The sequence below is a fragment of the Shewanella sp. YQ_9 genome (genome assembly GCF_043103185.1).
Taxonomy (GTDB): Bacteria; Pseudomonadota; Gammaproteobacteria; order Enterobacterales; family Shewanellaceae; genus Shewanella; species Shewanella algae.
On sequence record NZ_JBICJO010000020.1, the window covers coordinates 64,404 to 86,859 of the forward strand.

21 protein-coding genes are annotated in these 22,456 nt (G+C 55.2%); 5 read left to right on the forward strand and 16 right to left on the reverse strand.

Translation table 11 applies throughout. The features are described from left to right. Positions 1-6: 6 nt before the first annotated feature. The 9 genes from ACF8D4_RS05845 to ACF8D4_RS05885 all read right to left on the reverse strand — a co-directional run bounded on the left by ACF8D4_RS05845 (position 7) and on the right by ACF8D4_RS05885 (position 8,957). On the reverse strand, positions 7-204 hold the full coding sequence (locus ACF8D4_RS05845) for a twin-arginine translocation signal domain-containing protein (protein WP_025010614.1): 198 nt from the start codon (positions 202-204) through the stop codon (positions 7-9). A gap of 371 nt (positions 205-575) precedes the next feature. Continuing rightward, a complete protein-coding gene (locus tag ACF8D4_RS05850; protein WP_044733398.1) occupies positions 576-1,580 on the reverse strand; it encodes a formate dehydrogenase subunit gamma in 1,005 nt (334 codons plus the stop codon). 45 nt (positions 1,581-1,625) lie between these two features. After that, the gene (gene fdh3B, locus ACF8D4_RS05855) at positions 1,626-2,222 is read right to left on the reverse strand and encodes a formate dehydrogenase FDH3 subunit beta (protein ID WP_025010613.1); all 597 of its coding nucleotides are present in this window, start codon (positions 2,220-2,222) and stop codon (positions 1,626-1,628) included. A 27-nt stretch (positions 2,223-2,249) separates the two neighbouring features. After that, positions 2,250-5,099: a molybdopterin-dependent oxidoreductase gene (locus tag ACF8D4_RS05860; RefSeq protein ID WP_392464814.1), complete on the reverse strand. Its 2,850-nt coding sequence runs from the start codon at positions 5,097-5,099 to the stop codon at positions 2,250-2,252. An 18-nt stretch (positions 5,100-5,117) separates the two neighbouring features. Continuing rightward, positions 5,118-5,315 (reverse strand): twin-arginine translocation signal domain-containing protein, encoded by a 198-nt coding sequence (locus ACF8D4_RS05865; RefSeq protein ID WP_025010612.1) that lies wholly within the window; start codon positions 5,313-5,315, stop codon positions 5,118-5,120. Between the two features lie 75 nt (positions 5,316-5,390). Next, positions 5,391-6,047, reverse strand: coding sequence for a molecular chaperone (locus ACF8D4_RS05870; protein WP_025889566.1), 657 nt, complete (start codon positions 6,045-6,047; stop codon positions 5,391-5,393). Positions 6,048-6,057: 10 nt separating this feature from the next. Further along, the gene (locus ACF8D4_RS05875; protein WP_208133911.1) at positions 6,058-7,722 is read right to left on the reverse strand and encodes a 4Fe-4S binding protein; all 1,665 of its coding nucleotides are present in this window, start codon (positions 7,720-7,722) and stop codon (positions 6,058-6,060) included. Between the two features lie 150 nt (positions 7,723-7,872). Next, positions 7,873-8,499 (reverse strand): DUF3306 domain-containing protein, encoded by a 627-nt coding sequence (locus ACF8D4_RS05880; protein WP_392464765.1) that lies wholly within the window; start codon positions 8,497-8,499, stop codon positions 7,873-7,875. Then, positions 8,499-8,957, reverse strand: a complete 459-nt coding sequence (locus tag ACF8D4_RS05885) for a DUF3305 domain-containing protein (RefSeq protein ID WP_025010609.1) — start codon at positions 8,955-8,957, stop codon at positions 8,499-8,501. Before ACF8D4_RS05885 ends, ACF8D4_RS05880 begins: the two co-directional genes overlap by 1 nt. 278 nt (positions 8,958-9,235) lie before the next feature. Here ACF8D4_RS05885 and ACF8D4_RS05890 point away from each other — a divergent pair, with 278 nt between their 5' ends. After that, positions 9,236-10,066 (forward strand): formate dehydrogenase accessory sulfurtransferase FdhD, encoded by an 831-nt coding sequence (locus ACF8D4_RS05890; RefSeq protein WP_025889561.1) that lies wholly within the window; start codon positions 9,236-9,238, stop codon positions 10,064-10,066. 24 nt (positions 10,067-10,090) lie between these two features. Further along, the gene (locus tag ACF8D4_RS05895) at positions 10,091-10,996 is read left to right on the forward strand and encodes a helix-turn-helix transcriptional regulator (RefSeq protein ID WP_025010607.1); all 906 of its coding nucleotides are present in this window, start codon (positions 10,091-10,093) and stop codon (positions 10,994-10,996) included. A 42-nt stretch (positions 10,997-11,038) separates the two neighbouring features. Here the strand turns inward: ACF8D4_RS05895 and rlmF are convergent, their stop codons facing one another. Then, positions 11,039-12,118 (reverse strand): 23S rRNA (adenine(1618)-N(6))-methyltransferase RlmF, encoded by a 1,080-nt coding sequence (gene rlmF, locus ACF8D4_RS05900; protein ID WP_101060190.1) that lies wholly within the window; start codon positions 12,116-12,118, stop codon positions 11,039-11,041. Further along, on the reverse strand, positions 12,111-12,518 hold the full coding sequence (locus ACF8D4_RS05905) for a flagellar basal body-associated protein FliL (RefSeq protein WP_025010605.1): 408 nt from the start codon (positions 12,516-12,518) through the stop codon (positions 12,111-12,113). Before ACF8D4_RS05905 ends, rlmF begins: the two co-directional genes overlap by 8 nt. Before the next feature lie 105 nt (positions 12,519-12,623). Between ACF8D4_RS05905 and ACF8D4_RS05910 the strand changes: the two genes are divergently transcribed. After that, positions 12,624-13,202, forward strand: a complete 579-nt coding sequence (locus ACF8D4_RS05910) for a chorismate lyase (protein ID WP_144220489.1) — start codon at positions 12,624-12,626, stop codon at positions 13,200-13,202. A 62-nt stretch (positions 13,203-13,264) separates the two neighbouring features. Here the strand turns inward: ACF8D4_RS05910 and ACF8D4_RS05915 are convergent, their stop codons facing one another. From ACF8D4_RS05915 to ACF8D4_RS05930, 4 genes are read right to left on the reverse strand one after another with little or no spacing between them, the layout of a single operon-like run. After that, positions 13,265-16,084, reverse strand: coding sequence for an immune inhibitor A domain-containing protein (locus ACF8D4_RS05915; RefSeq protein ID WP_392464766.1), 2,820 nt, complete (start codon positions 16,082-16,084; stop codon positions 13,265-13,267). After that, complete coding sequence (locus tag ACF8D4_RS05920) at positions 16,081-16,419, reverse strand: hypothetical protein (RefSeq protein WP_144220487.1); 339 nt, start codon at positions 16,417-16,419, stop codon at positions 16,081-16,083. The genes ACF8D4_RS05915 and ACF8D4_RS05920 overlap by 4 nt, the downstream gene beginning before the upstream one ends. 48 nt (positions 16,420-16,467) lie before the next feature. Next, complete coding sequence (locus tag ACF8D4_RS05925; RefSeq protein WP_392464769.1) at positions 16,468-18,597, reverse strand: trehalase family glycosidase; 2,130 nt, start codon at positions 18,595-18,597, stop codon at positions 16,468-16,470. A 32-nt stretch (positions 18,598-18,629) separates the two neighbouring features. After that, positions 18,630-19,217 carry a YhgN family NAAT transporter gene (locus ACF8D4_RS05930; protein ID WP_028780556.1) on the reverse strand — a complete coding sequence of 196 codons (588 nt, stop codon included), beginning with the start codon at positions 19,215-19,217 and terminating at the stop codon, positions 18,630-18,632. A gap of 186 nt (positions 19,218-19,403) precedes the next feature. On the opposite strand from ACF8D4_RS05930, the gene ACF8D4_RS05935 reads away from it, so the two are divergent. After that, positions 19,404-21,008: a metal transporter gene (locus tag ACF8D4_RS05935; protein ID WP_208125365.1), complete on the forward strand. Its 1,605-nt coding sequence runs from the start codon at positions 19,404-19,406 to the stop codon at positions 21,006-21,008. A gap of 78 nt (positions 21,009-21,086) precedes the next feature. Further along, a complete protein-coding gene (locus ACF8D4_RS05940) occupies positions 21,087-21,866 on the forward strand; it encodes an NRDE family protein (protein WP_392464771.1) in 780 nt (259 codons plus the stop codon). On the opposite strand, the gene ACF8D4_RS05945 is transcribed toward ACF8D4_RS05940, so the two are convergent. Further along, the gene (locus ACF8D4_RS05945; protein WP_392464774.1) at positions 21,829-22,398 is read right to left on the reverse strand and encodes a DUF3365 domain-containing protein; all 570 of its coding nucleotides are present in this window, start codon (positions 22,396-22,398) and stop codon (positions 21,829-21,831) included. The two genes, ACF8D4_RS05940 and ACF8D4_RS05945, sit on opposite strands and share 38 nt — an antisense overlap. Between the last annotated feature and the right edge of the window lie 58 nt (positions 22,399-22,456).

A 22,456-nucleotide genomic window follows, 5' to 3' on the forward strand; every position in this document is an offset into this window, starting at 1 on the left:
CCTGGATTAGCTACGCAGACTGTTGTAATAGCTGCGGATATGCGCTGTTTCGTGATAGCCCTTTTTTGCGGACTTCGCTTCAACAGGCTCATTGGCCTGAGCGGCGCTCACCCCTGTAGCAGCAATCGCGGCACCCGCGGCACTGCCTATGGTGATAGCCTTCAGCAGGGATCTGCGGTTCAGATCTGGCTTCTGGTCTTTCATCTTCGCTCCTGATAATTTTCACCCGCGTTGCGGGTGACACGACTCTCTTTTGTGCACTCCAGCCCTTTAACAACTCAAGCTGCACTCATGTACAAAAAAGGTAAAAATTCCGTTACGTATGAATAGAGTCCTTCTATAAGCGTGGGCAATATAAGGCTTTGCAACTGGATGGATTTTGATCTGGGACAGTTTGAATGTAAGCCCCATGGGAACGGCTGTTCAAAGCGTTAACTGCTTCAAACTTTCAATAAAAGGAAAATAGCGAAAGTATCAGTGACGCGCGGATTTTGAAGTAAACAATGTTAAAAAACAGATCATAAAAAAACACCCCGGCAGGCCGGGGTGTTTGCAGTCTTTAATCAGGTCGGGGCTCAATTATCTCGATATTTGAGCGTACCGTTGGCTTTGATTTCGTCATACCAAACATTGTGATGCTGCATCGCCCAGTTCTCATCACAGTAACCGGACTTCATACACTCCATACCGCCCTCGGACAGTACGGTTGCCATCCAGATATGCACTATGGTGAAGGCGATAATGAGCGTGGCACTGACACCATGCACCAACAACGCCGCCATTGAGGCTTCACGGGGCAAATCCAGGTTGGGCAACACCATCATGATGCCGGAAATGCTGATAAACAGACCGAAAATGGCCAGGGTCCAGAACCACATCTTCTCACCGGCGTTGGCAAAACCCGAATCCGGGTGCTTACCCTTGAAGGGGCCGAAGTTGATGTAGCCACCCACCAGCATGAACCACTTGAGGTCATAGCTCTTGAACAGCTGATCCGGCATCCATTTCACCACCAGTACCGCCCAGGAAGCGATGAACAGTGGCCCGACCCAATCGTGGATCGTCTTGGAGCCATAGATCAGTGCCGCCCAAATATCGCCACTGACATATGGTTGCAGCACATGCTTACCCAACATGATGTTGAGCCCGGTGAAGATCAGGATAAGACAACTGATTGCCACTACCCAGTGGATGATCAGGTCCGCCTTACTCCAACGGAACACCAACTTGCCGGAAAAACCGTGGTGCAGCTTGGATGGTCCATTCACCAGGTAAAAGAGCACGAACGCCCCAAACACACCGACTACGGCAATCGCCATAATGGGTGTCAGGTACTGATTGCGCAGCTCCTTGCCCTGATTACCGGCCACGTTGATCAGCACGCCGGTTTCAACCCCCTTGGCTGTGGTATAGCCGGATTCACCGGATTTTACCGCGCGCCAAAGATCGGCCTCACTGGTTTGCGCCTGCGCCTGTTGCTGGCTCGACTGTTCATCGGCGGCCATGGCTGTGGAAGCAAACCCCAGCCCGGCAACCAATACCAGCAGAGCGAACAGACTGCGCAGTGATTTGATTAACATAGTCACTCCTCGTCAGGGTGGGCCTTAGCCCACCCCCGCTCTGTCTCAGTTGATCTCACCGGTCTTGGGATTGTAGCCCCAAATCACATTGGGGTTACCCCTGGCGGCCATCCGCTCACGATAGATGTTGGATACCACTTCCGCGTCACCGGCCAGCAGTGCCTTGGTGGAGCAAAGCTCGGCACACATAGGCAACTTACCTTCGGCGATACGGTTGGCACCGTACTTCTTACGCTCGGCTTCAGAGAAGTTTTCCTCTGGACCACCGGCACAGAAAGTACACTTATCCATCTTGCCGCGACTGCCGAAGGCGGTCTTTTTCGGGAACTGAGGCGCCCCGAAAGGACAGGCATAGAAGCAGTAGCCACAACCGATACAGGTATCTTTGTTGTGCAGCACTATGCCATCGTCAGTGCGGTAGAAGCAGTCTGCAGGACAAACGGCCATACAAGGCGCGTCGGTACAATGCATACAGGCAACTGAAATGGACGCTTCACCGGGCTGACCATCATTGATGGTCACCACACGGCGACGCTGGATACCCCATTCGAGCGCGGAGTCGTTTTCGTTTTTACAGGCAGTGACGCAACCGTTACACTCGATGCAGCGCTTGGTGTCACATAAGAATTTCATGACTGCCATAATGGCTTATCTCCTCATCAAGTACGGTTAGGCTTTGGTGATCTGGCACAGGCTGGATTTGGTTTCCTGCATCTGTGTCACCACATCATAGCCGTAAGTCAGAACCGTGTTGGCCGATTCACCCTGAACGTAAGGTACAGTACCTTCCGGATAGTTCTTCACCAGGCTCTCGCCTTCGAAGATACCGGCGAAGTGGTACGGCATGAAACATTCACCGTTGATCACCCTTGGCGTTACCATGGCCTTGACCTTGATCTTGGCGCCTTCTGGGCTGTGTACCCAAACATCGTCGCCATCGCGTAGACCGCGGTCGGCTGCATCGCCTGGGCTGATCTCGATAAACATCTCCTGCTGCAACTCGGCCAGCCAGGGGTTGGAACGGGTTTCTTCACCGCCGCCTTCATATTCCACCAGACGACCAGAGGTCAGTGCCAGCGGGAAGTCTTTGGTGAAGTCTTTGTCCTGAATTGACTTGTACAGGGTCGGCAGACGCGCCACCATACGGTCTTCGTAGGTGGGGTACTTGGCGACCAGGTCACGACGAGGCGTGTACAGAGGTTCACGGTGCAACGGAATGTCGTCCGGGAAGTTCCATACGATACAACGAGCCTTGGCGTTACCATAAGGGATACAGCCGTGAGCTATGGCCACACGCTGAATACCACCGGAAATATCGGTTTTCCAGTTTTTGCCTTCGGCGTGTTTCTTCTCTTCTTCGGTCAGGTCATCCCACCAACCCAGCTGCTTGAGCATCTTGTCGGTAAACTCAGGGTAACCATCCTGAATCTCACTGCCTTTGGAGAAGGAACCTTCGGCAAGTATGTTGTTGCCATTGTGCTCAACACCGTAACGGGCACGGAAGTTACCACCGCCGTAGCGGACTTCACGGTCGGTACGATAGAGGATTTGGGTACCTGGATGTTTCATCTCAGGCGTGCCCCAACATGGCCATGGCAGACCATAAGTTTCACCCTTGGCTGGGCCGCCGGGTGCTTCGAGGGTATCAAAGTCGAAGGTACCCCAGTTTTCCTGGTGCATCTTCAGACGCTCAGGGCTCTGACCTGTGTAACCTATGGTCCACATACCGCGGTTGAACTCGCGGGTGACATCTTCAACCAGCGGTTCTTCACCGTTGACCTTGATGTGCTTACAGAACTCTTTCTCAACGCCCCACTTCTTGGCCAGCTTATACATGATCACATGGTCAGGCAGCGATTCGAACAGAGGGTCGATGACCTGAGAACGCCACTGCAGTGAACGGTTGGAAGCTGACACAGAACCATAGGTTTCGAACTGAGTCGCTGCCGGCAGCAGGTAAACGCCATCTTTACGCTGGTGCATAACACCGGCCATGGTTGGGAATGGGTCAACGACTACCACAGTGTCCATCTTGTTCAGTGCTTCACGCACCTCACGGCCACGGGTTTCGGTGTTGACAGACTGACCCCAGAAGAAGGCCAGACGGATATTGTCTTTCTGGGCAATCTTGTTCTTGTCTTCCAGCACACCGTCGTGCCAGCGGGAACAAGGGATACCGGCTGAAGTCTGTGGCTTCTGGCCCAGATACTCGCCTTGGTCGAAACGGCTGCTGACCCAGGCAGGATCCAGATCCCACACATTGCTCCAGTGCGCCCAGGCGCCGGAAGTCAGACCATAGTAACCAGGCAGGTTATCGAACAGCAGACCAAAGTCAGTGGCGCCCTGTACGTTGTCGTGACCACGGAAGATGTTGGTACCACCACCGGAAACACCCATGTTACCCAGAGCCAACTGCAGGATACAGTAAGCACGGGTATTGGCGTTACCTACGTGGTGCTGAGTACCACCCATACACCAAACGATAGTGCCGGGCTTGTGCTCGGCCATCATCTTGGCGACGCGACGCATCTGAGCTTCACCGACACCGGCAACATGCTCAACCTCGGCAGGGTTGTACTTCTTCACCTCTTCGCGGATACGTTCCATGCCGTACACACGCTGATCGATAAAGCTCTGATCTTCCCAGCCATTTTCGAAGATATGCCACAGCAGACCGTAGATGAAAGGAATGTCGGTACCGGGACGGATATGCACGTACTCGTCAGACTTGGCTGCAGTACGGGTGAAACGTGGATCAACCACTATGACTTTGGCACCGCGCTCTTTACCTACCAGAATGTGTTGCATCGCCACAGGGTGAGCTTCACTGGGGTTGGAGCCGATAAACAGCATGCACTTGGCATTGTGCATATCGTTGAAGGAGTTGGTTTGCGCACCATAGCCCCAGGTGTTGGCCACACCGGCTACAGTGGTAGAGTGACAAATACGCGCCGAGTGGTCGACGTTGTTGGTGCCCCACATGGCTGCGAGTTTGCGGTACAGGTAAGACTGCTCGTTGGAGAACTTGGCACTACCCATGAAGTACACAGAGTCAGGGCCGGATTCTTCGCGGATCTTCAGCATCTTGTCGCCGACTTCATTGATAGCCTGCTCCCAGCTGAGACGCTTCCACTTACCGCCTTCGAGTTTCATTGGATACTTGAGACGTTTCTCACCATGGCCGTGCTCACGCAGTGACGCGCCCTTGGCACAGTGACCACCACGGTTGAATGGATGGTCCACGGCAGGCTCCTGCCCGGTCCAAACACCGTTTTGCACTTCGGCGTAGATACCACAACCTACTGAGCAGTGAGAGCAGATAGTACGCTTCACTTCAGTGGGTGCATCGTGAGGAACATCTTTGGCCTCGGCTTTACGCATCATTCCTGCGCCCAGCATAGATGCTGCGGCAATCCCACCGGTAGCCAAACCGGCAGACTTAAGGAACTGACGACGATTCAGACCCAGAGCGGGCTTTTCAGCCACCGCGACCTGGTCTGTTTTGCGGGTTAATCGCATCACACACTCTCCTTATCGTTATTTGTTACGCAGTGAGGCGTAATAATTGCGCACATGGTCAGTCTCACGGTAGCCCTCACCCTTTGGCACTTCTGGTGCTTCAGGCTTGGCCGCCAAGGCTTGACCACTGACAGTCGCAACCGCGCCTGCCGCACTGCCGATCGCCAATGCCTTGAGCAGTTGACGACGACCCATGTCGGAAGCTTGCTTCTTCATAGTGTCTCCTCGTGTTGAAGGTAGACGGGGGAAACTCCCCCGCATGCTTTAGCCCGTGTTGCCACGGGCAAATTCTCAGGCCAACTCGCTGGCCTTGGGCTGGATCTGTACCGCCGGGGTTTCCACCACGGGCGTGCTCAGCACCAGCTGTTCAAACTCATTGATTTCGGTTTCAAAGAAGGCCCGGCCGAGTTGTGCCACCACGGCGTAAAACGCGGCGGAGGGACAACGGGACAAGGTATCGAAGAAACGTATGATCCAGCTGCCGATATGGCGGCGGTAGAAGGCCAGTTGCTGATGGGCCGGAGCTTCCAGCAGCAATACGCTCATCACCTCGCACAGGGCGGCAACATGATCTTCCGGCTCCTTGACGTTTTCTTCGCGCTCGAAGCCCAGCTGCATCAGATCCTGACGCAGCAAAGCCAAGGGCTTGTCCATCAGCGAACCTGTCATAAACCAGCTGCCATAGGGCAGGATTTCCCCCGAGCCCACGCCGAGGAAGATGTTGAAATACTCATCTTCCAACTGGTTACTGTCGAACTGGACGGCCGCCAACTTGAGCGCCAACCAGGCCTTGGTCATATCACTGTCGTCATTGGCGTCGACTTCGAGGTCGCCAAGAAAACTCAGCAATTCCGGGCTGGGGTGGCGCCTCAGCAGCGCCGCCAGCAGCTGATAGATATCTGCTCTAAGCTGATCGTTTTCTGATACTTCTCTTACTGTTTCGGTCATAGCGGATCTCTTATCTCAGTTGCTTTTCCGGATCCTGGAGTATGTCTTCAAACATATCCTTAACCCGGCAATCACCACACATCTTCAAACGCTCAATGTTGGCGCTGAAGGCGCTGTGGCTTCCGACCATATCCAGCATCCGGTGCACCATAGACTGGGTCGCGAACGGCGCTCCACAACGAATACATTCGAACGGAGCTTCTTCTTTCAGGATCCGGCGCTGCTGCCGTGCAGCCTTATCCAGATTGACCTGAGGAGTCAGGCTGATCACCTTCTCCGGACAGGCGGCCTCACACAGACCACACTGCACACAATCCTGCTCGACAAAATACAGTGCCGGAGTGTCGCCACCGTCGGTCAGCGCCTGGGTAGGACAGGTCGCGACACAAGACATACACAAGGTGCACTTGTCGGCATTGATATTAACCAGGCCATAAGGAACATTGCCCATGGTCAGTTGGGTATCAACATTGGCTGCCTGCTCATTGAGGTGATCGATAGCAGCATACAGCTGGGTGCGCTTGTTACCCTCAGTGAGCGCCGCAGGCACTATCACAGGCCAGTCCAGACTTACATCCAGTATAGGCCAGAGATTGGCAAGCTCGGCTTCGTCGATAACCCGAATCCTTTGTGGCTGCCCCATCTCATCCAAAATGGCATTGGCCAATCCCTGTTCACCCTTGAGCATCTGAGTCAGAGTCGGTGCTGTGGCACTGGTGTTGAGGATCAACACCTGGCGCGCACCCCAGGCCAAAGAAGCCATCCAATGATCCATGCTGGCAACCGTGACTTCTTCAAGTGCTACCGGCAGAACCTCGCCCGGCAACTCGTCGTTGATTAGGGCGCCGCCCTGTCCCATGTCATGGAACAGCACCACAGGCGCGGTTTGGGCCTGCTCGCGGAAGCGGGAAATCAACTTGTTCAGGTATGAATGCAGCGCCTGAGGGGTTGGCTGGTCATAGGCAATGGCCCCGGTTGGACAGGCATTGGTACAGCTGCCGGCGCCGTGGCACAGATAGGGGTCTATCTCAATCTGCTTGGCCACGCTCTTGATAGCATCGGCCGGACAGAAGTTGAGGCAGCGGTTACAACCATTATTGCCGTTGCGGTTATGGGCACAGAGATCGGCGTTGACCTTGACATAGCGAGGCTTGTCAAACTGGCCGATCATCTGGGGCAACTCTTGCAAGGCTTCGGCCAGTTTCTGCGGGTCCTGACCCACATAGAAATAGCCGGGTGGCAGCATTTCCAGCTGAATTTGCGGCTCGCGGCTCAGGTCGAGGATCAGGTCAAAATGCGGCTTGCGCAGTGCAACCACACTGAGCTCGGCGGCGCCATTGTCATGTTCGACACTCACCTGGAATTGACCGAGGAAGCCTTTGATACCAATCAGCTTGTTGTAGTAGCTCTCGACATCTTCGGCGGCAGCCATTACGGCTTCGAGATGGGCCTCTTCCTGGCTGGTGATAGGCTCGTTAGCCAAGATCACTCTACCGGCCATGGCAGACAGTTTGTCTGCCGCCAGCCGAGCCAGATCCTCGGGGCCTATTACCAGGACATTCCCCTCTGTGGTGTAACTTACGGTCGGCGGGATCAGGTTTTGCAGAATCTGAGTCTGCTGGCTGACCTCACGACGCACCTGCCGCAGCGCTTGCTGGGCGGGATTATTGCTCACACTATTGTTCACTTTGCGTTCCTGAACAGTTTATGGCGGTGGCCGTATTCTTTATCTTGCTGCTTTTATTATTGATTTACAGCTTGCTATAGCCTGAATACAGCAATTCACATACCAAAATTATGGGCATTAAAGGCTGTTAAACTGACGTCAAACAACCGGCTTATGAGTTTCGGCCACTGCATCTGTGGCATTTTGGGCCTCAGTAGTCACATCCCCGTCCAAATTGTCCGTTGGCGACTGTGGCGCAGATTGCTCTGCCAACTGTGACGTGCCGACCTCGGCATCCCCTTGGGAAGCATCGGTTTCGGCCAGGGCTTCTTCTGCCTCTTCCGGCTCCTCTTTTTCCAGTACGTGACGGAAAACTTTCTTGGCCAATTCAGCCGAAGCTTCAGCGGTTAGCTTGGGTTGGTTGCTGTAATCGAGTGCGTACTCGAGTAAGCCGTCGATTTCATTGAAGTGAGGTTGTTTCCACAGGGTACGCAGTGCGGCGGTCTTGACTGCCGGGTCGACATTCTTGGCCATAAAGCTGGCGAAACTGCCGCCAACCTCGATACCGCTGGGGTCGGGCAAGTCTTCGGCAGTCAGCAGTTTTTCTTCCTGCGACTCAGTCTCTGGCTGAGATTCGAGCGCGGCCTGAGTTTCCGGCTCTGCCTCTGCAACAACTTCCGCTTGGGGAGGAACGTCTTGCAGCGGTTCATCGATAGGGGTTTCACCGTCCTGTACTTGCTGCTTACGCAGTGCCCAGCGGCTGAGGAATCCACTCTTTTCGGCCATCAGTGCCTCCGAATGTTGTCTTCGGCCAATTCCTTGCGGCGGTTAACATGTTTACGTCTGTGGGCGGTGATTTCCACTTCACCGTGGCGGGTAATGAAGGCTTCAATCCAGCAGGCAATCGCCTCCGGCATCGGCATGTTCAGTACTGGGGTATCCCCTTCGAGACAACCGGCTGCGACATTTTGGTCGGCGGAGATGGCGGCTGGGATCCAGTTGCCCTCGACATCTTCGTCGCAAACTATGTAAAGCATGGGATTGTCCATATCCAGATTAAGGCGGTAACTGGCACGCTCATCACGAAACAACTCCAACAGGACCAGCTTGGCTCCCGGAGGCGCCTCATGGGTGGCGGGCACGATTTGGTCCAGCTCCCAGCTGATGGATGTCCAACGACCGACCTGTTTCTCCACTTTTTTCAGTGAAACGTACATGGGCCATACGCTTTCGGAATGTTGCATACTGACTCTCCCTCCCGATGGGATTATTTTCGGGCATAAGTAAGATCCCCAAGACTTTGCAATTTTAGTGCCAGTTGCCATTTGAGAAATAAGTTTGAACTTGATCATCTATTTAAGGCTAAAAATAGGACATTTTGTCCAATATGCAATCTGGTTTGGGACATTCATGACCTGAGTGCCGCCGGCACTTGCTGCGGATCACGCATTTTGCAGCCTGAATCCTGTGACGGTATAAATATTGCTATGCTGTGGCCCATGCTCTCTGTGAAGGTTCGATAATGACCAGTGCCAAACCCCAATTGATCAAGACCAATACCCAGGTGCCTTTGACCATTGCCGTGACTGCGGTCGATGAAAATGGCCAACTGCAGGAGAAGTATGTCGCCTGTGAAAGACCGCTGACTGTCTACCTCAACTGGCGACCGATAGTCACCCTGATGACCTTGGGTGCAAGAGCCGAGGCCCTGGCACTGGGTTACCTGAAGAATCAAGGCTTTATCAATGATGTATCGCAACTGGAATCTGTGATTGTCGACTGGGACGTGGCTTCCGCTGCCGTGATCACCCGTGAGCAGACTGAGAATCTGGACGCCAAGCTGGCCGACAAGACAGTTACCACAGGCTGTGGCCAGGGCACTGTCTTCGGCGGCTTTATGGAAGGATTGGACGACATAGTCCTGCCGCAACCGAAACTGAAGCAGAGCATGCTCTACTCCCTGTTGAAAAACATCAGTGAATACAACCAAACCTACAAGAATGCCGGCGCAGTTCACGGCTGTGGTCTGTGTGAAGCGGATAAGATAAAGTCCTTTGTCGAAGATGTTGGCCGCCACAATGCGGTGGATACCCTGGCCGGTGAGATGTGGCTGGAGCAGGACAGAGGCGACAACAAGATTTTCTACACCACGGGGCGGCTCACTTCCGAGATGGTTATCAAGGTTGCCAAGATGGGGATCCCTGTGCTCTTGTCCCGCAGCGGTGTCACCCAAATGGGCCTGGAACTGGCACAAAAGCTGGGGATCACCATGGTCGCCCGCGCTAAAGGGCGCCATTTCCTGGTGTACAATGGTGCCGACAATATCGAGTTTGATGCCAGCAATCCACGCTGATACCCAAGATACCAAGGAGATGTGATGACGGAGCCCAGCGAACTTGTCTATATGAGCGCCAAGCAGGTGGCCGAGTATCTGGACCTCAACGAAAAGAAGGTCTATGCCATGGCCAACGAGCGTATGCTGCCGGCGACCAAAATCACAGGTAAATGGCTATTTCCAAAAATATTAATCGACCGTTGGATCATGGACTCCTGCCACAGTGGCATGTTAACCGACCGACTGTTGATCACCGGCAGTGATGACCCCTTGCTGTCGATGCAGGTGGCCAGGTTGATGGCCCAGGTAGGCAGTCGAGAACTGATCAGCTACAGCGCCACAGGTTCCCGCCTGGGGCTGGAGCTCTTGTCCAAGGGCTACGCCGATGTCTGTACCTTGCATTGGGGCAGTTTGGAAGAGCGCAATATCCGCCATACGGCGTTGCTGAAGGGGTATCCCAACCACCAGCAATGGATCATGGTTCACGGCTATAACCGCCAGCAGGGGCTAATTGTGCGGCCGGATATGCACCACAGGTGTCAGGAAGAAAGCAAGGTACTGCAACTCTCCTGGCGTTGGGTTACCCGCCAAGGCGGCGCCGGTAGCCAGCAACATCTGGAACATTGGCTGTTGAAACAGGGCGCCAAGCTTGAGCAGCTCAACTCAGTACTCACCGCCTTCAGTGAGCGGGAACTGGCGGGTTATATTGCCCGAGGCGATGCCGATATAGGTTTCGGCTGTCAGGCTGTCGCCATGGAAAGCGGCCTGAGCTTTGTGCCCTTGGTGACTGAGTCTTTCGACTTCGTCATGCCACAGGGGATCTACTTCCGCCGCCAGTTGCAGCAACTGTTCAAGATGCTCGGCGGCAGCCACACCCGGCAGATGGCCGCCCTGCTTGGCGGCTATGACCTCACCGACTGTGGTCAGCTGCTTTGGAGTCCGGAGTAACTCGGATTTTCAATCCACTTTGAGGTCTGCCAGCGGTGGGCCTCAAGCCTTGAACTTCCACCATTGGCGTCTGGCGGCGGCATCAAAGAAACTCCAGGCCAATACCCGGGTCTGCTTATTGCCCTGCTGCATCTCCAGTATCTTGACCTCTTTGGTGCCAAGTTGCTTTAACGCCTGCTGACAAGGTTTGAGGTTGTCACCCTTGGACACCAGCGAAGAAAACCACAGCACTTGTCCGCCATAGTCGCGGCTTTCGTGAATCATCCGCAGCAGGAACCCCAGCTCACCGCCATCGCACCAAAGCTCGGCCTGACAACCGCCGAAGTTCAGCTTGTGCTCCTGATGCTGATGTTGCTCACCGCGACTTGCCGCCAAATTGCGCTGTTTGCGTTCACTGCCGCTAAGGGCATCGGCGGCCGAGGCATGAAACGGCGGGTTACAGAGGCTGAAATCAAAACACTCTCCCGTCTGCAAAAGACCATGAAATATCTGATCCGGTTCGGGCTGTAGCCGCAGTTCAATGGCGCTGACCAACTTGGGGTTGTGCTGTAAAACGCCGGCGACATTATCCAGCGCCACAGGGTTGATATCGGCCCCGACAAACTGCCAGCCATAGACACTTGAGCCAAGCAAGGGGTAGACGCCGTTGGCTCCCGTGCCTATATCCAGGCCGCGAATACGCCGGCCTTGGGGGATTTTACCGCCTTCGGCCAGCAGGTCGGCGATATGATGCAGATAGTCCACCCGCCCCGGGATGGGCGGGCACAGATAGCCCTCGGGCAACTGCCAATCCTGGATATGATAATGGTGCTGCAACAAGGCGGCATTGAGGGCCAAGACAGCTTGCGGCTCGGCAAAGGGAATCGAAACCTGGCCATAGTCTGTGGTGATAAGGTGAGGCGCAAGCGTAGGATAACTGGCGGCCAGGGCGGTAAAATCATAGCCCTGGCGGTGCAGGTTGCGCGGATGGAGGCCCTTGTCCTTGGCTTTTCCGCCCGTTTTAACCGAGGTTTTGCCGACCGTCGTCTCTTGGGTCTTTTTCTTTACTCTTGTCCTAACCTTTATCTCGGCCCTGGCCTTGCCTTTCGAGGCGTTGAGCCGATGCTTTTTTACCTCAGTCATACAGGTATTTGGTAAACAGCAGATTCACCACCAGCGCCCGACCGGTTTCCTGCTCCAGCAAACGATTGACTGTGTCGTAACATTCACGGCGGATCTCTTCTCTGCCGGTAAGCGACTTGACCCTGTCCTCGGGTTGGTTACCGAGAATCTCCACTATCGCGGCCCGCAGCAGGGGATCATGGTGTTGCAAGGCCACCAGGTCCTGGGGGTCTTTCACCATAAGCTCAACACTGATGCGCACAAACCCCAACTTCTTGCGGTTGGAGATATAGTTGGTCACTATTTCAGGCTCGAAGCCATAGTAAGCATAAGTATCTTCGGCGGGCTTTTCATCGGCCGCCATCACAGGCTGCAACATGCCTGCCAGCATAAAAAACAACAGTGTCAAAACGCGTTTCATATTGAGTATCAAGCTCCCGTGACTTGTGCCGACGCCCCTTGCGATCTATCTGCCTGTGGACAAGCGTGATAGACTCCCGGGTTGTAATATTGTACCGGGTATCCGATGAGTGTGACCAGTTTAAGCTTTCCTTATGGTGAATCAATTCAGTGGTTTTCGCCAGAGCAATCACAGCAACTTCCCGCAGCGCCATTGCACGATTGGCTGCTGGCGACCGGCAGTCTCACCAAGAGACTCAAGAGTTGCTGCAACCACTTTGAGGTCAAACTGCTCGGCGAAGCCATGCTGCCCTCATCCACTCGGGAGTGGCAGGGTAAGGAACATAAAGCCATCTGGATCAGGGAAGTATTGCTCTGCCTGGACGGTACTCCCTGGGTCTTTGGCCGCACCCTGATCCCGGCAAAGCTGCTGGAGCAACAGCAGAGACTGGGCAAGTTGGGCTCCCGCCCACTGGGAGAGTTGTTGTTCGGCGATATCGGCTTTGAACCCGGCGCCATAGAAGTCGCCAGTTTCGACAGCCAATCCAGGATTGCCTCCCTCGCCGATTCACTGTCACAACCCACCACTGAGGCAATATGGGGCAGAAGACGTTATTTTCACTTCCAGGAGCAACAGCTGATTGTCGGTGAAATTTTCCTGCCGGCGGCGGTTGCCGCCATTAACCAAGGCCCACTAGCCCCCTAATCAAACAAAGCCTTTGCTGAACTCCCCAAAACATAAGGGACGCCAAGGCGTCCCTTATTCTGTCAACGCCTGCGCCGCCAGGCGATCAGTGCCAGCCCCAATAGGCTCAGGCCACCGAGACTTCCACCACCACCGCCGGAACTGCTTTGTGTCGTATTGGGCACAACCGGGTTGGAGACCACCAAGGTGCGACTATTACTGCTCTGATTATTCTGTGAGTCAGTCACAACCAAGCGCACACTGTAGCTGCCCGCCGCACTGTAGGTATGCGAGGGAGAAGCAACTGTGCTGCTCTGGCCATCACCAAAGTCCCACTGATAACTGAGTTCTCCGCTGCCACCGCGGCTGAGATTATTGAACTGCACGGTTAAACCTGTACCACTGATATCGAACAGCGCCGACAGAGGAATGCTGACAGTCAGTTGCAAGCTGGTCACGGTTTGCCGGTTATTGGCGTCTGTCACCGTCAGTGTGACTGTGTAGGTGCCGGACTCACTGTAGCTGTATTGAGGCGTCGCTTGGGTACTGCCAACGCCGCCGACACCAAAGTCCCACTGATAAGTGTAAGGTGCAGTACCGCCACTGAGATTGGCGCTGAAACTGACATCGCCACCTTCCTGCTGGGCCGAAATGCTGGCGCTGAGTTCTGTGCCGTTGCTGTCGCCGCGTTTACTCACCAACACCTGCGCCTGGCTGCTGTCTTGCTCCTGGGTCAGCAGCTGCACCATAAGACCCAGCTTGGGCAGCACCAGGCCAGCCTGAGGCTTGAGTGGTGCGCTATAGTCATCGCTGTCATCAAACAGGCTATTGTTGCCAAGATGGGTATCACCGAAGAAAGCCGACTGTGGATAGAGACTGAAGCTGGCATCACGGACCTGCACCTCAGAGTCCCGGTTACCTATCAGGTTTTGATCCGCATCTACCACCCCAATGAGGCCGTATCCAGGATGCTCAGCCACCTTGTTGTCGCTGTAGGCCAAGTTTTCATACCAAACCAAGAGCCCCGGCTCATAGCTATCCTGCTGCAGTCCGGCATCAACGCCCTGGTAGTTGCGCAGTTGCAGCAGATAACGCCGCGGCGCGCCCGGGCGAGTATCGTCGGTGCGAACAAAACCGGAAAGCACCACAGTCTCCAGAGCCGTCTCGGCATCATCGCTGTAGACCAGATTACCGTCACTCTCGAGACGTATATCATCGACAGCAAAGCCATAGCCACCGACCGCCTCATCGGTACGATACACCAGGCTTATCTGCTTGCTCATACCGGCATAGGCGCTGAGATCAAAGCTTATCTCCTGCCAGCCCTGTTCCCCCTCACCACCGGACAAGGCCGCCGAGTCACCACTGATAATATTGGCGGCATTGTTGATGCTGTTGCTGCTCTTGGTATGGCTTCCCGCCAATGGCACCCCATCCACCAGCAGCTGCACATAGTCGTAGTCCTGCTCTATCTGCCAATGGGCCTTCATCTTCAGGGTCAAACTGGTACTCATGGGTAGTTGCAACTCGAACGACAATGCATTGTTGAGCTGATCGCCCTGATTCGAATAGTACTGGTATTGCCCCTGATAGGCAGGGGTAAAGGCGATGGAATCAGACGGCAGCTTGATGGCCAACTGGTTTACGCCACTGCTATTGGCATGCGCAAGCGACACCTGAGTACCGTTGCTATCCAGCGCCTGATAATCCATGGATTGTTCGTTGACCCAGCGGCCCTTGTATCTGTCCTGCAGGAATGAGCGGGCATAGGGGCTGAAACCACTTGGCTGCGAGCCTCTCGGAGAACCTGCCCAGCTGCCGCCGGACATCAGAGACCAGAGGCCCACAGGCGAACCGTCGCTGGCTTCGGTACTGGTGTCATACTCATCCGGTAAACCGAGGTCGTGACCAAACTCATGGGTACAGACACCGGTTCCGGCATCCAGCGGCTGAATGGTGTAACCGAACAGACGCATATTGCTGCCCGGGATAGCCTGACCATATTGACCTGGCGCCGAGGGAACAAAGAATCTGTGTGACCAGATGGCATCATCACCGAGCACGCCGCCACCGGCCTCTTCACCTATGCTGGAATGGAAGATCATCACATGATCCAAAATCCCATCGGGTTCATCCAGGTTGCCGTCACCGTCGATATCATAAGGATCTTCAATATCATACTGCGCCAGCTCATCGGCGCTCATGGTAGCAACTGCAGCCGCGACCGCCTCTTCCACCAATTCGGTGGCAGCTTTGTCGTCATTGTTGTTATTCGGGTCGTTGGCACCATAGTAGGCGGCATTCTGGCTGGCTCTGAACCAACCTTTCACATCACCGTTGAAGAAAAAGCTCTGGCCGGAAACGGCTTGATAGTACTGATAGGCTGAGGGCAGTGTTTGCCCCTGGGGCCCAGGGAAACCTGCATCGGAAAACAATAGACCTCGGTAATGGGCTACCGAATAGTTGGCGTAATACATCTCGGTATCGCCTGGACTCAGGCGATTGTTGTTATAGGGCAAGTCGGGAAAATCCACCAGCACGGCCAACACCTTGACCCGCTTGGTTACATCGGTATCGGCCACCCGCGACTGTGCCCGCATTAACTTGCTTTGACGCAGACTATTACTGCGTGCCTGTTGCAACAGTTGCTGTTCTCTGGCCTTGAGCACTTGTGCGGCCTTGCTGCCTGCACCAGTAGATTTGGCCGTATAAGCCGCCAGCGCCTGCTGCCGTTCCTCTTCAGAGGCCTCGGCATCGAGTTCACCACGTTTCACCAGCCAATAGAGGATCTGCTCTTTATTGATCACTCCGGGATCCGCCGGAGCCGTAGCGGCTAAAACATTCGTTGCCCCAAATAGGCAAGATGCCCCCAAGGCCAGGGCCAGTAACGACTTCAAACTCATGACTTGGGCTCCTTAATACACTTTTCAAACTTCTGATTGCGCTGCTGAATATACTCAGAGACCTTGGCTTCGGCCTCTTGCTCACTCATTTGCGGAGTGATGATGTTGCGCTCTATCAGACTGGCTTTAATTTTAGCCCGATTTACTACAGGTGCCCCACTGCCACAGGGCAACAAAGGTTTAACCTCTCGGTTTCCTTCCTGAACGACGTCGGTTCCCGTGCCGTCCCCAGTCTGACAGGCACCCAGAAACAAACAGATAGCAAGAGTTGATGGCAGTCGCACCGGCCGCACCTTATCGTTAACAGAGATAGTACAGAAGATTAACAGCAGCACATGAGATTGCACAGCAGAAAGTCGCGACCAATTCGCCTCATTCAGGGATTATTCAGCCTCAGACAACAAACCTTCGTTATAAAGCAACAACAAGACCGAAGCTGACCAGCTGAAGTTGGTGCAATGCAGTCCTTCACCACTGAGCGGATGGTAATTTTCCCGTATCGGCAGATCCCGGCTATCGGCGGCAGTGGCCGCCAGCAAACGCCGCGACATTGCACTTGCCTGTTGCCGGTAACCGTAATGCTGCAACCCCTTGATGGCAAAGAAGGCCTGATCCAGCCATACCGGCCCGCGCCAGTATCTGTCGGGGGCAAACTCTGGGCTGTCGCGGCTCACGGTCGGAAACGGCACCTGGGTGCCGAAGCTTTCTGGCCTAAGTTGCCGCTTTACCAGCGCTTCGGCCTGCTCAGGCGAAGCGACACTGGCCCACAGCGGGATCCAACCTTCAGTGCCCTTATTGTCGCTGAGCAATCGCCGCTTGCCCTCGGCATCGAAGCGTACATCGTAGAAGAAACCGCTGGCAGGGTCGTAAAACGTCTGCCGAATCGCTTGTCCCAGTCGCTGGGCCTGTTGCCGCAGTTGCATTGCTTCGGCTTCCCGCCCCAGCAGACTGGCCATTTGCGCCAGATACTGCTTATCGGCATAGAGAAATGCATTGAGATCGACACTCTCCTGATTGAGTGAGTAGCCGAGCAAACGCCCCTTGGCGTCGCGGTTTTCCAGTACCAGCAGGCTGTTATCGGCATCGAATCTAGGCGCATTGTCCATCCCGGACTCCCAGGCTGCTGCCTGAATGATGGCATCACGATTAAGCGACCCGGGCTCACCGTGCAGCGGATGCAGATTGGCGCCATATTCTGCCAGGCCATTGCCGTCATGATCCCGGTTGCGATACCACCAGGCATGCAGGGCCATCAGTCTTGGGTAAAGCTCGGCGACAAATGCCTTGTCACCGTCCTGAAGGTAAATCTCCCATACGGCCCAGGCCGCCAGCGGCGGTTTGCCATTCCGCTCATTCCAGTTGCCGCCGTCACCGCCGCGGGCCGCATCTTGGTTGTAAAACACCGCATCCGGCATGCTGCCGGCATCCTGGGGCCTGACGGGATCCTGCTCATCAAATTGATAGTCAAACATCGCCCGCACATTGGACTTGGCAAGCCAGGGCTCGACTCGCGCCAAGGCCACCGCCTGTTTCCAGCTATCCCAGGCCCAGAGACCATTGAACCATTGGTAGGTGACCGAAGGCGTTACCCCGTGGTGACGCAGGGCCCCGGCCGGGCTGCGCCAGTTATGTGCCAGGGTGCTGATGGCCCTGGCCGCCATGCGCTTTTGCCCCAAGTCACCATCGGCTAACTTGGCCAGACGCCAACCCCAGCGACTATGGTTGCGCTCGGCGCTCTGCAACAACTTAGGCCACTGCAGCGGCTTTGCCTCAGCTGCGGTGTGAAAATATTGTTGGGCACTGAGAAAACTGCGCCGCTCAGAGGGGGCCAGGTTCAGCACTTCAGAACTGGCTCGGTACCCCCGAGCCCCCCGCTCTTCCAGGAAGGTGGGTTCACGGAAGCTTATGCGGAATTTGGCATCATCGAGCAGCAGCGACCAGGTTTTTCTCAGTGGCCGAAACTGCCACTCCAGTTGATTGGTCGCAAATTGTCTGCCGGCAATCCAGGGCTTGCCTACCGCCTTGTCGAAGGGCTCTCCCTGCCACTGCAATTGCCACTGACCGGCTTGGGAGCCGGTATTTTCCAGTACAGTCTCAATCAGAGAACTGCGCTCATCGGCGAAATAGAGCCTGGTACTTAGGCTGAGATCTTTCCAGCAATATTCCTGATACAGGCCATCCGGGCGACTGAACAGGCGTCTCTCCGCTTCGGCAAAATTCTTAGCCTGCCCTGTGCTCAACTCCAATACACTGAGGTGCTGCAAGCTGGGCGCCAGATGTAGGCTGTATTCCTGGGCGATGATCAAGGGGCCGGTGAAGCTGCCATAAAATGCAGGATCGTCCGGCAGGTGGTATCCATGCCAAGCGCCCATATCCATGTAGACAGCGGGGATCTTCAGATTCCCGGCGACGTCCCGCTCCTGTGCTTGTTGCGGCGTGCCTTGATAGGGCAAGAGATTGTCATAATCTCCGGCGGCCAGACTCAAAGCACAGATCAGGGCACAACTAAGCACTTCTACCTCGACTCAACAAAACGGTTAACAACTCAGGGATTCAAATATCGGGAGACACCATCGAGGAACATCTGCACCGAAATCATCACCAGCACCATGCCCATCAAGCGCTCGACCGCCGTGAGCCCCTTGTCACCCAACACCCTAGTAAATAGCTTATAGAACATAAGGATAACCACACTGGCGCCCCAAGCCGCTACCAGGGCTATGGTCCAGTCCGTCATACGGCTGCTATCCGTATGGGCCAGCAGTATCAGCGCCGCCAGAATCGAAGGGCCCGCCATCAAGGGAATCGCCATAGGCACAATGAAAGGCTCTTCACCGGCGGCCAGGCCCACCACCCCACCGGGTTGGGGGAAGATCATCCTAATGGCTATCAGGAACAGGATAATGCCACCGGCAATACTGACCGATTCTGACTTAAGGTTGAGGAAACTCAGGATGGCTTCACCGGCGTAAAGAAACAACAGCATGATCAACAAGGCAAAAATCAGCTCTCTGATCAGCACTCGGCGGCGTTTCTTGGGCTCTATATGACGCAATATAGAGGCAAAGATAGGCAAGTTGCCCAAAGGATCCATAATGAGAAACAGCATTACGGCAGCCGACAGAGTATCCATAAATATCCATTCACCAACAAAACAACATAGAGTCGACTATTGTATAACTTTTTGGTCACCGGCAGTGGACTTTTATCCTTGGTCTCGGGTGGAAAATCCTTCAAGGTAAATTCCAGGTAACGGCACTGCTCATTTGCGCAGCTGCTGGTATACTATGGCGTTCTCTAAACTTCAGCCGTGAAATTCATGCTCTATCTCGTCGCCAGTTGTATCGCCCTGCTCCTGGGTCCACTGTTTTATCGCTACTTCTCTTCAGGAAGCGGTTTGCAGAAGGGTCTAGACGGCTTTATTTTTGTTTCCCTCGGCGGCCTGGTACTGATCCATATCCTGCCGGAACTGCTGGAACACGGCGGCATACTGGCGATCATCTTCGTAATCCTCGGCCTTTGGGGCCCGAGTGCCAGCGAGAAGTTGTTTCATCGCTATTCAGAGATCACCCATAACCTGACCCTCACGCTGGGGATCGGCGGCTTGTTGCTGCACACCATCACAGATGGTGGCGCCATGGTGCTGGCACAACAGGAAGGCAACTCCAGCCTGTTGGCACTTGGGGTAATCATGCACAGGCTGCCTGTGGGCCTGGCGATTTGGTGGTTACTCAAACCCCAGGTCGGCACTCGTTGGGCCAGCCTGGTTTTGTTGGCCATGATGGCGCTGACTTCTGTGGGCTACTTCGCCGGTGAGCAGCTGCTCAGCCATCTGAGCCTGGATAATACCGTTTACCTGCAAGCCTTTGTCACAGGTTCTATTTTGCATGTGGTGCTGCATCAGCCCCATGGCCATGGGCAGCAGACCCCAAGCAGCAAATATGAATACCATGCCGGCATAGGCAGCCTGCTGGGGATAGGCCTGCTGGCATTGCTGCTAATGATGGATTCCGGCGGCCACCAACACGCTCATCATGACCACAGCACAGATCAACTGCTGCACTGGCTGTTGTTACTGGCTCCGGTATTGCTGGCGGCCTACGCCCTGGCCAGCATACGTTTTGCCGCGGGGCTGTCACCCACTCAAGCCTCGCTACCGGGGCGCTGGCTGCAGCGTCTCGCCGGCCCCGAAGCCTTGTTGCTGACCTTGGTACTGCTGGGCTGGCAGTTTGCCCTGCTGCAAGCACTCGCTCTTGTCGCGTTGGGACTGTTTTTGAGCCGTGCCCACGTCGAATTGACCGATCCCCACGCCAAGGTGCCGCAGTCGCCCTGGCATTTCGGTTTCACCCATCTGGTGGATAGAAGCGCGCCCTGGATCTTGCTCAGTCTGATCCTCGCCAATCTGATAGGCCATCCGTCAGTGCCGCTGTCGCATCCGGTGGCGCAAGTGCTGGTGCTGGCCTTGCTGTTTCTGCCGCTGCGTTTCTGTAATCTGGGCGCCGCCGTATTGGCTATGTCGCTGGCCTACAGCGGCTGGAGCCCCTTGGCGGTAGCATTGACCCTGATAGCCGCACCTGTGCTTAACCTGTCACAACTCAAGTTGATGAGCTGGAGCCAACGGTTCGGTATGTTGTTGCTGTTACTCATTTTGCTTAGCGGCATTGCCTGGTGGCAACCACAGTGGCGTGAGCTGGGCGATCTGCCGAAAGAGATAAGCTACCCGGCGCTGACGCTGCTGTGTCTGCTCTACTCCAGCAGCTTGCTTCGTCAGGGGCCACGCAAGTTTTTGCGGGGAATGTGGCTGGCCAAAGGCCACAGCCATGATCATGGCTCGGGACAACACAATGACTCAGGCCACAGTCATGGTTCACACGGCCATGCTCACCATAATGGCCATGAGCATCAAGACAAAGGCTCTCACTGATTTAACCCTGTCAATTGGCGCCTTTGTTGGCTAACTTGTGGGATAAGCCCGCATTTAGACCAGGCATAAGGACAGCCCATGTGCATTCTGTTTCTGGCACTGGATCAGCACCCGGATTATCCGCTGATCCTCTGCGCCAACCGTGATGAGTTTCACCACAGGCCCACGGCCCCGGCACACTTTTGGCCACCTCAGCAGCAACTGCTGGCGGGTAAGGATCTGCAGGCAGGGGGTACCTGGCTTGGCTGTAATCGCCTGGGAATGGTGGCCGGCCTCACCAATATCCGTCAGCCGATCACTCAGCCGGATGGTATGCGTAGCCGCGGGGAACTGGTGCTCAAGGCGCTCGATAGCCAAACCCCAATAGAACCGCAATGGCTCAGCGAGCACAGCGACAACTATAATCCCTTTAATCTGGTTTTCGGCCAGGGCAAGCACTTTTGGTGTTATCACAGCCCGGATAAGTCATTGCGCCGCTTGAACAGGGGCTTTCACGCCATCAGCAATGGTGCCTTGGATGATATCTGGCCCAAGATGGCCCGCGGCGAGCAGGCATTGGAGCGATTGATAAGCCAATCGGCCAAGCCGGATATAGATAAGCTGCTGGCAATAATGCATGATGAGACCCCGGCGCCGGACACCAGCCTGCCAAACACAGGTGTCAGCCTGGAATGGGAGCGGCGCCTGTCGTCCATCTATATTCGCCACCCGGAATACGGCACCCGGGCCACCAGCCTGATATTCCTCTCCCGCGAGGGTCAGCTGAACTTTTACGAAGCCAGGTATGATGGCAAGGGGCGGCAATTGGGGTTGGAGCAGTTCAGTTTTGCGCTGACAAACGCGGAGCCACTATGCTGATGGCGCCGCGGATCTGCCCCGGTTGATAACCTCTGGCGCTGTCATTCGGGTAGTGCTCATCCAATGCGGTTTTGACCTCAGGCGCCAATTGGCTGCCGTGGCAGGTGAGGCAAAGCGGTGCTACGCCCTGGGCCTTCATAAAACGCAGCTGTGACTCTGTCTGGGCAACCTGGCTCAGAGTCTGCGGGTCTTCACCGGCTGCGGCCCGCGTATCAAATGACAGCAAAACCTGTCGCTGCCAGGCCTCCGGCTCGGCCGCCGGATTACGGGGTTTCAGACTGACACGTTTCACCTGCCAACCACTCTCGGCCGAAAGCTGGCGGGCAATTTCCGGCGCCTTATGGGAACAAACCGCGATGGCTGCCACCGGGCCACCTTCGGCCAGAGCTTGCTGCAGTTGCGGCTTGAGTGTTTGGGCAAAGCGCTTGGCCAGTGCGGCTGCCTCGGTTTTAAATTCTGCCGTTGCCGGCTCGGCTATGGCTTGATTCACCAAGGCGAAAACCAGCAAGGCGATAAGTGTAGGTTTCAACATAGGGCGTTCCATTAGATTTTTTTAATGGAAAGATATTAGATAAATCTAATTCCCTATG